This is a genomic window from Mesorhizobium sp. M0768, assembly GCF_040320195.1.
Lineage (GTDB): Bacteria > Pseudomonadota > Alphaproteobacteria > Rhizobiales > Rhizobiaceae > Mesorhizobium.
In genome coordinates this window covers 411,823-424,312 of record NZ_JAMYPD010000001.1, presented here as the reverse complement: position 1 = coordinate 424,312, position 12,490 = coordinate 411,823, and the positions used below count along the sequence as shown (strand labels likewise).

Annotated in this window: 14 protein-coding genes; 6 read left to right on the top strand and 8 right to left on the bottom strand. The window is 62.9% G+C overall.

Annotation, left to right across the window (positions count from 1 at the left end; all coding sequences use genetic code 11):
- Positions 1-192 precede the first annotated feature (192 nt).
- The 3 genes from NKI08_RS02035 (at position 193) to NKI08_RS02025 (ending at position 1,757) form a co-directional block, all read left to right on the top strand.
- The gene (locus NKI08_RS02035; RefSeq protein ID WP_352613981.1) at positions 193-501 is read left to right on the top strand and encodes a DUF6422 family protein; all 309 of its coding nucleotides are present in this window, start codon (positions 193-195) and stop codon (positions 499-501) included.
- A gap of 19 nt (positions 502-520) precedes the next feature.
- A complete protein-coding gene (locus tag NKI08_RS02030; RefSeq protein ID WP_352766893.1) occupies positions 521-820 on the top strand; it encodes a hypothetical protein in 300 nt (99 codons plus the stop codon).
- A gap of 112 nt (positions 821-932) precedes the next feature.
- On the top strand, positions 933-1,757 hold the full coding sequence (locus tag NKI08_RS02025; protein WP_352766891.1) for a class I SAM-dependent methyltransferase: 825 nt from the start codon (positions 933-935) through the stop codon (positions 1,755-1,757).
- A gap of 406 nt (positions 1,758-2,163) precedes the next feature.
- On the opposite strand, the gene mmsB is transcribed toward NKI08_RS02025, so the two are convergent.
- Both mmsB and NKI08_RS02015 read right to left on the bottom strand, forming a co-directional pair.
- The gene (gene mmsB / locus NKI08_RS02020) at positions 2,164-3,048 is read right to left on the bottom strand and encodes a 3-hydroxyisobutyrate dehydrogenase (RefSeq protein ID WP_352766889.1); all 885 of its coding nucleotides are present in this window, start codon (positions 3,046-3,048) and stop codon (positions 2,164-2,166) included.
- 203 nt (positions 3,049-3,251) lie between these two features.
- Positions 3,252-4,418 (bottom strand): isobutyryl-CoA dehydrogenase, encoded by a 1,167-nt coding sequence (locus NKI08_RS02015; protein ID WP_352766887.1) that lies wholly within the window; start codon positions 4,416-4,418, stop codon positions 3,252-3,254.
- Positions 4,419-4,569: 151 nt separating this feature from the next.
- Between NKI08_RS02015 and NKI08_RS02010 the strand changes: the two genes are divergently transcribed.
- Complete coding sequence (locus NKI08_RS02010) at positions 4,570-5,184, top strand: dimethylsulfonioproprionate lyase family protein (RefSeq protein WP_352766885.1); 615 nt, start codon at positions 4,570-4,572, stop codon at positions 5,182-5,184.
- A 1-nt stretch (position 5,185) separates the two neighbouring features.
- Positions 5,186-6,655 carry a cobyric acid synthase gene (locus tag NKI08_RS02005; protein ID WP_352766883.1) on the top strand — a complete coding sequence of 490 codons (1,470 nt, stop codon included), beginning with the start codon at positions 5,186-5,188 and terminating at the stop codon, positions 6,653-6,655.
- A gap of 52 nt (positions 6,656-6,707) precedes the next feature.
- Here the strand turns inward: NKI08_RS02005 and NKI08_RS02000 are convergent, their stop codons facing one another.
- The 3 genes from NKI08_RS02000 to NKI08_RS01990 all read right to left on the bottom strand — a co-directional run bounded on the left by NKI08_RS02000 (position 6,708) and on the right by NKI08_RS01990 (position 8,310).
- Positions 6,708-7,127 carry a VOC family protein gene (locus NKI08_RS02000; RefSeq protein WP_352451986.1) on the bottom strand — a complete coding sequence of 140 codons (420 nt, stop codon included), beginning with the start codon at positions 7,125-7,127 and terminating at the stop codon, positions 6,708-6,710.
- Between the two features lie 73 nt (positions 7,128-7,200).
- Positions 7,201-8,028, bottom strand: a complete 828-nt coding sequence (locus NKI08_RS01995; RefSeq protein ID WP_352766881.1) for a helix-turn-helix domain-containing protein — start codon at positions 8,026-8,028, stop codon at positions 7,201-7,203.
- A 111-nt stretch (positions 8,029-8,139) separates the two neighbouring features.
- Positions 8,140-8,310, bottom strand: coding sequence for a hypothetical protein (locus NKI08_RS01990; RefSeq protein WP_352451984.1), 171 nt, complete (start codon positions 8,308-8,310; stop codon positions 8,140-8,142).
- Between the two features lie 153 nt (positions 8,311-8,463).
- On the opposite strand from NKI08_RS01990, the gene NKI08_RS01985 reads away from it, so the two are divergent.
- The gene (locus NKI08_RS01985) at positions 8,464-8,895 is read left to right on the top strand and encodes a TerB family tellurite resistance protein (RefSeq protein ID WP_352470314.1); all 432 of its coding nucleotides are present in this window, start codon (positions 8,464-8,466) and stop codon (positions 8,893-8,895) included.
- 6 nt (positions 8,896-8,901) lie between these two features.
- Here the strand turns inward: NKI08_RS01985 and NKI08_RS01980 are convergent, their stop codons facing one another.
- Genes NKI08_RS01980 through NKI08_RS01970 form a run of 3 tightly spaced genes read right to left on the bottom strand, consistent with a single transcriptional unit; the run spans position 8,902 to position 12,331 of the window.
- On the bottom strand, positions 8,902-10,521 hold the full coding sequence (locus NKI08_RS01980) for an ABC transporter ATP-binding protein (protein ID WP_352766879.1): 1,620 nt from the start codon (positions 10,519-10,521) through the stop codon (positions 8,902-8,904).
- On the bottom strand, positions 10,518-11,387 hold the full coding sequence (locus NKI08_RS01975; RefSeq protein ID WP_352766877.1) for an ABC transporter permease: 870 nt from the start codon (positions 11,385-11,387) through the stop codon (positions 10,518-10,520). Before NKI08_RS01975 ends, NKI08_RS01980 begins: the two co-directional genes overlap by 4 nt.
- Positions 11,384-12,331, bottom strand: coding sequence for an ABC transporter permease (locus NKI08_RS01970; RefSeq protein WP_352766875.1), 948 nt, complete (start codon positions 12,329-12,331; stop codon positions 11,384-11,386). Before NKI08_RS01970 ends, NKI08_RS01975 begins: the two co-directional genes overlap by 4 nt.
- Positions 12,332-12,490 lie beyond the last annotated feature (159 nt).

Genomic DNA, 12,490 nt, shown 5'->3' with positions numbered 1-12,490 from the left:
CGTCGCCTGATCGACTTCAGCAAGGGATCATTCGTTCAAGGAGACCAAAATGGGCGACTAGCTGTCCTTAGCGCCACGTCGCAACGAATTGCGCCACGTTGAAGAGCGAACAAGTCGAGCGGTGTGCAAATTTGAAGCATGCTTGCTTCCCAATTGAGGCATTTGGCGAATCCAAATCAGAGGGAGTGACACATGTTTAAATATCTGTCTCGGGAGGGTCTCACGCGCGAACAATCGGAAGCCCTGGAAAAGGCCGCGTTCTTGATCATCAGCGCGCGGAAAGAAGCCGCGGCCCTACTGGCGCGGGCGGGAGTAACTTTACCTGATGATGGGTTTGGGTTCGGGAACCCTTGCAACGCGCACATAGAGGCGCACGGCAACTGCCCGTGCAACGATTACACGGGCGATGGTGGGCCATGTTTGACGCAGACTACCCTCGATACGGCCTTCCCCCCGTCCCGGAGTTGCGGCCATCCACCATCAAAACATCTCTCCACGTAAGGCGTATTGGAGACAGTTGATGCGCACCATTTCTTTGATCCTAGCCTTGGTTATGCAATCGGTCATCACTGTATCTCTTGCGCAGGACGCCAAAACACCTTTCAAAAGGCCGGCTCCAGAAGAGCACAAGGACTTCGTGGCGGAAATTGAGGGTGTTTTCAGGAAATATCCAAAGGCGATCGCTCGCTACAAACTCGTGGATATCGGCCTCGTAAATATTGGCGAGATGCCGCGCGTGGAGTGCACAGTAGAATGCGAGTTTGATTCTACTTGGGGCGGATGGTGCAAAGACCGTTGTGATACGGAACGCGAAGAATAGCACCCTGCCGGTTTCCATTGCCCGGTTGCTAGTCGACAGACACGCGCTTTATGATGGCTGCTGAAGCGCCGATCGGGCCCGTTGCCCGAGATCGTTGTGCGGGAGGGACACTATGGCCCAGCAGGAGCAGTGGCAGCTGGAAGGCAGCGCCGCGGACCTCTACGAGCGCTACCTGGTCCCGGCAATCACAGCCCTGTGGGCTGCGGACCTGATGGATCGTGCTGCGCCTCAATCTGGTGAGCGGATTTTGGACGTAGCTTGCGGCACCGGCGTGGTGGCACGCTCGGCGGCCGAGCGTATGGGAAGTGGGCAGGTCGTCGGCCTCGACATCAATACGGGCATGCTCGCCGTTGCTCGGTCGCTCCCGAGAGGCGCTGGAGCGCGTATCGACTGGCACGAGGGAAGCGCGCTCGAAATGCCGTTCCCTGACTCCGCCTTCGATCTGGTTCTTTGCCAGCTCGGACTGCAGTTTTTTCCGGATCGATCTAGTGCGCTCCGTGAGATGTTCCGGGTTCTGGTGCCTGACGGCCGACTGGCTTTAAACGTTTTCAGCGCTATTGAGCACACTCCTGCGGCGAAGGCGCTGGCGGATGCCTTGGATCGACACCTCGGTCCAGGCGCTTCGGCAACGAAAAGGTCTGAGCATTCACTCGCCGATGCGGACGAGCTTTACCGATTGGTGGCCGAGGCGGGATTTCGTCAGGTGACCATCCACACGACGACACAAAACATCCGATTTCCCTCGTCTAGGGAATATGTGCGACTACAGCTGGCAGCGACTCCGCAGGCCGGGCTGGTCAGCAGAATTGATGCCGGGGATCGGGAAGCAGTCATCGCAGCGATCACCGGTGATCTAGATTTTTCGCTGGCAATCTATTCAACTGAAGGGGAGCTGATGTTCCCCCAAGAGGCCCACGTCGTGCTCGCACGCAAGTAGCGTAGCTGACCGATGAGCCATGGCACCGACGCGCTGGGGGATTGGGGCGCGACCACCTGTGGGTCGACGTAGCTCAGGACAGCAGCCACGACGCCGACGATCATCTGGAGACACGCCAGGGCGATCGCCTCATTGTCCTTGAAGAATGCGAAACGCAAAAACCGCGCTCCATCGGAACGCGGCTTTGCCAGATACGCATGGCGCTTCGCCAACAATACACTTGCGAAACTTACGGCGAAACTTACGGGCTCCGGTACGCGAGACCTGATCCGGAGCGCCGGGCGGATGTCCGCCTCGCAATCCGTTTTAAACGCATATCGTTACTGCAGGGTTAGCAAGAGCTTAAGCAAACCTAAATTTGCCGACTTTCCGCTTTGGGCAGATCGAAAACCTGTGAACCTGGAGCTTACGCAGGGTCACCACGGAGGAAATTAATGATGCCGGAAAAATCCGCGCCGGCATTCCCTTGTGCGTTGAACAGCGCATAAAGCTGGGCTGCCTCGGCGCCGAGCGGCGTTGCTGCACCGACGCTCTGTGCGGCCTCCTGCGACAGTTTCAGGTCCTTCAGCATCAGTGCCGCCGCGAAGCCAGGCTTATAGCCATTGTTGGCGGGCGATGTCGGCACCGGGCCGGGCACCGGGCAATAGGTGGTCAGCGACCAGCACTGGCCGGACGAGGTCGAGGCGACGTCGAACAGCGCCTGGTGCGACAGGCCGAGCTTTTCTGCCAGCACGAAGGCCTCGGCAACGCCGATCATCGAAATGCCCAAAATCATGTTGTTGCAGATCTTCGCCGCCTGTCCGGCGCCGTCGTCGCCGCAATGAACGATGCGGCCGGCCATCGGCTTGAGGATTGGTTCGGCCTTGGCGAAGGCATCCTTCGAACCGCCGGCCATGAAGGTCAGCGTGCCGGCCGCCGCACCGCCCGTGCCGCCGGAGACCGGCGCGTCGATCGACAGCAACCCGTGCTTGGCGGCGATGGCATGGGCCTTTCGAGCCGACTCGACATCGATGGTAGAGGAATCGATGAACAGCGCGCCTTTTTTTGCCTGGGATACTATGTCTGCGTAAACCGACAGAACATGCTTACCGGCTGGCAGCATGGTGATGACCGCATCGGCGTCTTTCACCGCTGCAACAGCGTTGGCCATGATGACGACGCCGTGTTCCCTGGCGATGACGAGATTCTCCGGCACCAGGTCGAAGCCGTGCACGGCATACCCGGCCTTGACCAGGTTGGAGGCCATCGGATTGCCCATATTGCCGAGGCCGATGAAGGCGATGGTGGTCATAATGGCGCTCCGTGAGTGGAATAGTGAATAGTGAATAGTGAATAGTCAGTAGTCAGTAGTCAGTAGTCAGTAGTCAGTAGTCAGTAGTCAGTAGTCAGTAGTCAGTAGTCAGTAGTGATCATGTATTACTCATAGTCTATATGATAGCCTCACCATTCACCATTCACCATTCACCATTCACTATTCACTATTCACTAAATTCTCTATCGTCCGATCAGGGCGCGAGCGATGATGACGCGCATGATCTCGTTGGTGCCTTCGAGTATCTGGTGGACACGCAGGTCGCGCACCAGCTTCTCGATGCCGTAATCGTGCAGATAACCATAGCCGCCGTGCAGCTGCAGGGCGTCGTTGGCGACATTGAAGCCGGTGTCGGTGACGAAGCGCTTGGCCATCGCCGACCATTTCGAGGCCTCCGGCGCGTTGCGGTCGAGCTTCGAGGCGGCGGTGTAGAGGAAGACGCGCGCTGCCTGCAGTTCGGTCTCCATGTCGGCAAGCTTGAACTGCAGCGCCTGGAACTGGTTGATCCTCGAGCCGAAAGCCTTGCGTTCGGCGGTGTAGGCGAGTGCCTTGTCCAGTGCCGATTGCGCGCCGCCGAGCGAGCAGGCGGCGATGTTCAACCGGCCGCCGTCCAACCCGGCCATGGCGATGCCGAAACCGGCGCCTTCAGCCGACAAAAGATTTTCGGCCGGCACCTTGCAGTCCTCGAAGACGACCTGGCGCGTCGACTGCATGTGCCAGCCCATCTTGTGCTCGTTGGCGCCGAAGGAAAGGCCCGGCGCATCGTTCGGCACGACGAAGGCGGAAATGCCTTTCGGCCCGTCGGCGCCGGTGCGCGCCATGACGACATAGAGGTCGCTGTCGCCGGCACCGGAGATAAACTGCTTGGCGCCGTTCAGCACATAGTCGCCGCCGCTTTTGACCGCACGCGTCTTCAGCGCCGCGGCATCGGATCCCGAACCCGGCTCGGTCAGGCAGTAGCTTGCCAGCCATTCCATCGAGGTCAGCTTCGGCAGGAAACGCCGGCGCTGCTCGTCGCTGCCGAAGCGGTCGATCATCGATGCCGCCATGTTGTGGATCGAGATGAAGGCGGAAAACGCCGGATCGGCCCGCGAAAGCGCCTCGAAGATCAGCACGGCGTCGAGCCGGCCGAGCCCCGAGCCGCCGACGTCGTCGGGGACATAGATGCCGCCAAGGCCGAGCGGACCTGTCTCGCGGATCACATCGGCCGGGAAATGCTTGTTGCGATCCCAGTCGAGTGCGTTCGGCGCCACGCGGTCGGCGGCGAAGGCTTGCGCCATCTCCTGGATGGCGCGCTGGTCCTCGTTGAGTTCGAACTGGCTGGTGCCCGCATCGACAGCGGCGTCCATGGCGTGCTCCCTGATGTTTCCGGCCTGCTGGCCTGTCGTTTTTGGCTTTGCGCGCCGTCCAATCTAGACCAATGATGCCGCCGCGCAACCCGACCGTCTCCATCCAACCATCTGGGCAGCCGCTGTGCGCGAATGCGCTTTGGAGCAAAGTGTGACGACAACTTTCGACGAACTGCTTGGATGCTTCCATGCCTATCTCCAGACGTTCGATGATGCGCTGGTGCGCGACGCCGTGGCCCGGATCGGCTGGGACATGCCGTCCCGTCCGCTCGAACCGCATGCACTGCCTTGTCTCGTCCAGCTCGGCCGGATCGTCGAACTCGCTCCCGCTGCGGCCAAGCCACTGGCGCGGCTGGTTGCGGAGCGTCGCGGAGATCTGCGCTGGGGCCAGACCTATGGCGAAGCGGATTTCGGCAAGGCTTTCATCGACAATTACGGCTGGCTGGAGGTGTTCGGCACACGCGGCCATTTCGTCAATTACGAGGTCGCGGGCGGCCTGCTGATCCTTGGGCCCGACATTGTCTACCCCGATCACCACCATGTCGCGGAGGAGATCTACATCCCGCTGACCGGCGGCACCGAATGGCGCATGGGCGACGGCGGTTTTCGCCTTCGAGCGGCGGGCGAGGTGATCCACCATGCCTCTGACATCAACCACGCCATGCGCACCGGCAGGGAGCCGCTGCTGGCGCTCTATCTCTGGCGTGGCGGGCCACTGGCGGCCAAGTCGACGATCACCGCAACCGTTGCGCAGGGCAGGGACTGATATGGCCAAGGCGATCATGCTGCAGGGCACGGGTTCGGATGTCGGCAAGACGGTGCTCGTCGCCGGTCTGTGCCGCGCGGCGAAGAAGCGCGGCTTGAAGGTGCGGCCGTTCAAGCCGCAGAACATGTCCAACAACGCCGCCGTCGCCGATATTCCAGGCGATTCAGGCGGCGGCGAGATCGGCCGCGCCCAATGGCTGCAGGCGATCGCCTGCGGCGTGGCGCCGACCGTCCACATGAACCCGGTGCTGCTCAAGCCGCAGACCGATGTCGGCGCTCAAGTCGTCGTGCAGGGCAAGGTGTTCGGCGAGGCGCGGGCGCGCGACTACCAGGCGCTGAAGGGCCGGCTGATGGATGCGGTACTGGACTCCTGGGCAAAGGTCGGCGAGGGCGCCGATCTGGTCATTGTCGAGGGCGCCGGCTCGCCGGCCGAGATCAATCTCAGGAGCCGCGACATTGCCAATATGGGCTTTGCGACGCGCGCCGGCGTGCCGGTGATCCTGGTCGGCGATATCGATCGCGGCGGCGTCATCGCCTCGGTCGCCGGCACCCATCTGATCCTGCCGGAGGAGGACCGGCGCATGATCGTCGGCTACCTCATCAACAAGTTCCGTGGCGACGTCTCGCTGTTCGAAGACGGCATCAAGGCGATCGAAAAATTCACCGGCTGGCGCTGTTTTGGCGTCGTGCCGTGGCTGAAGGCGGCGGCGCGGCTGCCATCGGAAGATTCCGTCGTGCTCGAGCGACTGGCGTCCGGCGAGAAGCGCGCGCTGAAGATCGCCGTGCCGGTGCTCTCGCGCATCGCCAATTTCGACGATCTCGACCCGCTCAAGGCCGAACCGCAAGTTGAGGTGGTGTTCGTGCCGCCTGGTGAGCGCTTGCCCGAAGATGCGGGTCTGGTGGTCATTCCCGGCTCGAAGTCGACGATCGGCGATCTCCTGAAATTTCACGAGAACGGCTGGGACCGCGACCTTGCCGCGCATAGGAAACGCGGTGGTCATATCGTCGGCATTTGCGGCGGCTTCCAGATGCTTGGTCATATCGTGCGCGATCCCGACGGCATCGAGGGCAGCGTTACAGAAACGCAAGGGCTTGGCCTGCTCGACGTCGAAACGGTGATGGAGCCGGAAAAGACGGTGCGCAACGTCAGCGCGCGCTCGGTGCCGTTCGACCTGCCGCTCGAGGGCTACGAGATCCATCTCGGCCGCACCACAGGTCCGGACACGCTGCGGCCGTCCGCCGTTATCAACGGTATCGATGACGGCGCTATCTCGGCCGACGGCAAGGTGGTGGGCACCTATATGCACGGGCTGTTTTCCGCCGATGCCTTCCGGGCGAAATTCCTCGAAAGCCTCGGCGTCAAGGGCGGCGGCATCGACTACCGCGCCGAGGTCGAACGGGCACTGGACGAGATCGCAGCCGAACTGGAAACCCACCTCGACTGCGACACAATTTTTGGGCTGGCGCGTTAGATACTTTGCCTGAGCATGATCTTGTCCGAAAACCGGTCTCCACTTTTCGGGATCATGCTTTCTCGTCAGCCTTCGGCCAGTAGGTGCCGAACGACCAGACGTTGCCTTCCGGATCGCGGCAGATGAATTCGCGGCTGCCATAGTCGCGGTCGGTGAGTTCTTCCAGAATCTCGGCGCCGGCGGTCTTTGCCCGCGCGTATGCCGCGTCTGCGTCAGCGACCGCAACGTAGATCGACTTGCCGCCACCCGAACCCGGCGCGCCGACCATCTTGCCATAGGCGTCGTCGCGCGCCGTGCCGAGCATGACGATCGAAGAGCCGAAAGCGAGTTCGGCGTGGTGCACCACGTCGCCTTCGCCATAGCGGGCGCGAACGCTGAAGCCGAAGGCCTCGCACAGCCAATCGATCATCTTGCCGGCATTCCTGTAGCGCAGCGCCGGATAAAGCCGCGGTGGTTCGGGGGTGTTCGGCATGGCTGATCTCCTTCAGCGGGTTGGTCGATCAACCCAGTCTGCGCGACGGCCGGTTGCGCGTCTTGAAGAAATGTTACCTCGCGGCAAGCGCCGTCGGCGCGACGCCTGCCAGGTCGCGAAACTCGCGTACCAGATGCGCCTGGTCGGCATAGCCGCAGTCGGCGGCGATGTCGGCCCAAGCGCTGTTCGCCTGTCTCGACAGGCCAAGCGCATGATTGAAGCGGACGATGCGCGAGAGCGTTTTTGGGCCGGTGCCGATAGCGTCCGAAAATTTTCCGGTAAGATGCTTGCGGCTCCAGCCAAGCTTTTCGGCCAGCGTCGAGATGCTGATCCGCCCACGCGTCGAGACGATCGTCTCATAGACCCAGACCATTTCGGCCTGAGTGCGGTCCGCGGTTGCCAACCGATCACCGACGAAGGCTTCGGCGATGGCAAAGCGTGTGCTCCAATCCGGCGCATTGCCGAGCCTTTCGCGAAGCGCGATGCCTTCGACGCCGAGCACGTCATCCAGGCCGACCATGCGGTCGGTCAGTTCGCTCATCGGGCGGCCGAAGAAGCGACGAGCGCCGAGCGGGGTGAAATTGATCTGCACACAGCAGGTGCCGCCGCAGGATTCGATCACTACCGGCCCGGCATAAAGGCCGGCGGCAAAACTGGCGAAGCGGTCATTGTCGCCCGGGTCATGGCCGAGCCCGATGGCAAAGGGTTCGGCAAAGCTGATGACCAGCGGCACGGTCAGCGAGGCATATTCGACGGCGCGGAAATGGCCTGGCATGGTTTCGCGAAAGCCGCACATGTCGGTGACGGCGCCCTGAAGCCGATGGCTCGGCGCGCGCCGCACCATCTCGAACCGATCGAGGCCTGGGCTTTCGTGGCGGCTGCCGTCTTCGCTGTCGGGCATGCGCTTTCCTTCCGCCACGCGACTTTAACAGACCATTCGTCGGAATCAAAAGCGCCCGGCTTTTTGCCGGGCGCTCCGAGTTGCCTGAGATTCTGAATTGTCTGGACGTGTTTAGGCGCCGCGCATCAGGCAGCCGGCGGCCAGCACGATGTAAGCGATGACGACAATCCACACAGCAGCCAAAGGGATGAACGCAAGGACGCCAAGCGCGGCGAGAACGCCGATAATGGCGATAACAAGGGATATAATGAAAATAAGCTGGGTAGGCGCACTGAGATTCATGTTCGGTCCCTCCTCAACATGATTCGTACAACGGCATACTATCAGTCGCGCGGTCACACACCAATGAGTGCACGCAGGCGGCTTTTCCACCATCGCACCCCGTTTGCGCCAAGCCGATTCCGCGCTACCTTCCCGACGAATCGGAAGGGGCTGATGGCGATGGGATTGCTGGACCAGATACGCTCGATCTTCGACGGCGACCCCGGCGTGCGCAAGGTCGCGGACGATCCGGTGCTGTCGGCGGAATTGCTGATGCTGTTCCGTATGATCCTGGCCGACGGTTCGGTCAGCGAAAGCGAAATGACCGCCTTCAGGCGTATCTGCCGCGACGCCTTCGGCATACCCGAAACCAGCGTCGACAGCGTCATCGAATATCTCAACGATTTCGGCTACGAGACCAACAGCTCGCAGGCCGTCGCCCAATTCCGCGACCTCGACGTCGAACGGCGCAAGCTGCTCGCCCGCCACATGGCCGAGATCGCCAAGGCCGATTCGCAACTTGCCGGGAGCGAGATGCAGCTGTTGCGCCGCACGCTCGATTTGCTCGACATCAGCCCGGCCGATTTGGTCAAGCCGCAAGGCTGAGGCCGCTCACCCCTGTTCGTGCAGCCGTTTTGCGATCGCCCGGTGCAGGTCTGGAGCAGCAGTGACCAAGGCCTTGGCGGCCGCGGATTGCGGGTGGTCAAGTACTTCGCTCGTCCTGCCACGCTCGACGATCTTGCCGTCATGCATGACCATCACTTCGTCGGTGATGGCGCGGGCGACGGTCAGATCATGGGTGATGAACAGATAGGCGATGCCGAGCTTCTGGTTGAGCTCGGCGAACAGATCGAGGATCTGGGCGCGGATCGAGACGTCGAGCGCCGAGACCGGCTCGTCGGCGACGACCAGCTTCGGCCGCGTGATGATGGCGCGGGCGATCGACAGGCGCTGGCGCTGGCCGCCCGAAAACTCGTGCGGATATTTGTCCATGTCGCCTGGTGAGAGGCCGACCTCGTGCAGCGCATGCGCCACCATCTCGCGCCGCGCGGCGGGCGACGGCTTCTTCTCCAGCACATGCAGCGGCTCGGCCACCAGTCTCTCGACCTTCTGGCGTGGGTCGAACGAGCCGTACGGGTCCTGGAACACGACCTGCATGTCGCGCCGTGCCGGCTTCAGCTCCGCCTCGCTCTTGCCGGTGAGGGTATTGCCGCGGAAGCGGATCGTACCGGCCGTCGGCTTGTCCAGTGCCAGAACCATGCGGGCAAGCGTCGACTTGCCGCAGCCGGAACGGCCGACGAGCGCCACCGACCGGCCGGGCGCCATCGAGAAAGAAACATCGTCGACGGCTCGGATGGGAGCCCCTCGCTTGAGCAGCGATGTGCGCCGTGCCGGATAGTCGCGCGTCACGCTGTCTACCTCAACCAGAGGTTTTCCTTGGCCGACGCTGTGCCTAGCCCGCGCGGGCACATGCATCGAGGCCTGCGCCAGCTGGCGCGTATAGGGATGAAGCTGTCCGGACAGAATGCGCGCCGTGTCGCCGGCCTCCATCACCTCGCCATGTCGCAGGATGGTGATGCGGTCCGCCATCTCGGTCACCACGGCGAGGTCGTGCGAGATCAGCAGCAGGCCCATGCGGTTTTCCGCTACGAGGTCGCGCAAAAGGTCGAGGATCTGCGCCTGCAGCACCACGTCGAGCGCGGTCGTCGGTTCGTCGGCGATCAGCAGCTTGGGCTTCAGCGCACAGGCGATGGCGATGACGACGCGCTGGCGCTGGCCTCCGGACAGCTCATGCGGATAACGCGACAGCGGGAACTGCGCCGCCGGCAAGCCGACCCGGTCGAGCATTTTTCGCGCCCGTTCCTCGGCGTCGGCGCGGCTCGCCCTGGTGTGCCAGCGAATACCCTCGGCAACCTGCTCGCCGATGGTCTTGACCGGGTTGAGCGCCGTCATCGGCTCCTGGAACACCATGCCGATGTCGTCGCCGCGCATTGCGCACATCTGGTCCTCGCTCGCCGCCAGGATGTCGATGCCGTCGAAGGTAACGCGTCCCGTGGCGCGTGCCGCCCACGGCAGGAGCTGCATCACGGTGAGCGCCGTCATCGACTTGCCGGAGCCGGATTCGCCGACCAGCCCCATGACTTCGCCGGGCGCCACGGACAGCTCGATGTCCCTGAGGATGGGCGTGCCGCCGATGGTCAGCGACAGCTTCTCGATTTCGAGCAGGCTCATCGCTGCCGCCGCGATTTCGGATCGAGAATGTCGGCAATGCCGTCGCCAAGCAGGTTCAGGCCAAGCACGGTGATGACGATCGCCATGCCCGGAAAGATCGCCATCCACGGCGCCACCACCATGCGGGTCTGGGCGTCGAACAGCATGCGGCCCCAGCTCGGCATCGGCGGCTGGGTGCCCAGCCCGACGTAGGACAAGCCCGCTTCGGCCAGTATGCCCAGCGCGAACTGGATGGTGCCTTGCACCAGCAGCAGCGTGGCGATGTTGGGCAGCACATGTTCGATGCTGATCAGCGTCCTGCTTTTGCCGGCGGCGCGGGCGGCGAGGATGAATTCGCGCGGCCAGATCGCCAGGGCGCCGGCGCGGGCGACGCGCGCGAACACCGGGATGTTGAAGATGCCGATGGCAATGATGGCGTTGAACGCGCCGGGCCCGAAGATGGCGGTGATCATGATTGCCGAAAGCAGCGCCGGAAAGGCGAAGACCAGGTCGTTCAGCCGCATCAGCACGTCGTCGACGAAGCCGCCACGCGCCGCGGCAAAGGCGCCGAGCGGCACGCCGACGCCCATGCCGATGCCGACCGCCACCAGCGCCACGGCAATCGAGTTGCGGGCGCCAACCATGATCATCGACAGGATGTCGCGACCGAAATGGTCGGTGCCGAACCAGTGCGCCAGCGACGGCGCCTGGGTCTTGTCGGAAATGACCAGCCTGGTGACGTCGTAAGGCGTCCACTCGAAGGAGAGGATCGCGACCGCAGCCACCAGTGCGGTGACGACGAAGCCGGCGAGGAACGAACGGTTTCGAAACGCCTTGGCCAGGATGCTGGCAAGGTTCTCGTCGGGGATGTCGATGTGCAGCGTCATTGCCGGCCTCTCAGGCGCGGATCGACCACCGCATAGGAGAGATCGACAACGAAATTGACGACGATGACGGCGGCAACCAGCAGCATGACGACGCTCTCGACCACGATCAGGTCACGCTGGTTGATTGCCTGGAACACCAGCCGCCCGAGGCCGGGCAAATAGAAGACGTTCTCGATGATGATGGTGCCGGCAAGCAGGAAGGCGAATTGCAGGCCTAGAATGGTGACCACCGGGATCATGGCGTTGCGCAGCGCATGCCGCCACAAGACAAGGCGATAGGGCAGGCCCTTGGCGCGGGCGGTGCGGATGTAGTCCTCGTTCAGCACTTCGATCAGTGCCGAGCGGGTGACCCGGGCGAGGATCGCCGCCTGCGGCAGAGCGAGGGCGATTGCCGGCAGGAGCAGCGATTTCAGCGCCGGCCAGACGCCGGCGCTCCAGCCGGGAAAGCCGCCGCCGGGCACCAACCGCAGCCAGACGGCGAAAAGATAGATCAGCATCAGCGCGAACCAGAAATTGGGCACGGCGACGCCAAGCTGGGCGGCGCCCATCGCAACCGTGTCGCCGGCCCGGCCGCGCCGGCTGGCGGAAAACAGCCCGACCGGGATGGCAATGACGGTGGACAGCGCCAGCGCCATCAGCGCCAGCGGCAGCGAGACGACGAGGCGCTCGCGGACCAGATCGATGACCGGCACCGAATAGGTGTAGGAGCGACCGAAATCGAGGCTCAGCAAGCCGCCGGCCCAATGCAGATAGCGCAGCACGACGGGAGCGTTGAGGCCCATCTGGTTGCGCAGCAATTCGATCTGGTCGGCACTGGCGTTCAGGCCAAGCATCAGCCGCGCCGGGTCGCCGGGAATGATCTCCAGCACGGCAAAAACGACCATTGAGGCCAGAACCAGCGTGACGACGGCGATGGCGAGGCGCTTGAGGAGGTAGGCGGTCATGGACGTTGAGGAACCGCTGTGTTGCCGGACGCAAAAACCGGGCGAAGCTTGCGTTCCCGCCCACCCCCCTCTGTCCTGCCGGACATCTCCCCCTCAAGGGGGGAGATTGGCAGTTTCCACGCCGGCACTGTCCCTGCAACGCTAGTGGTTAGCGAAAGC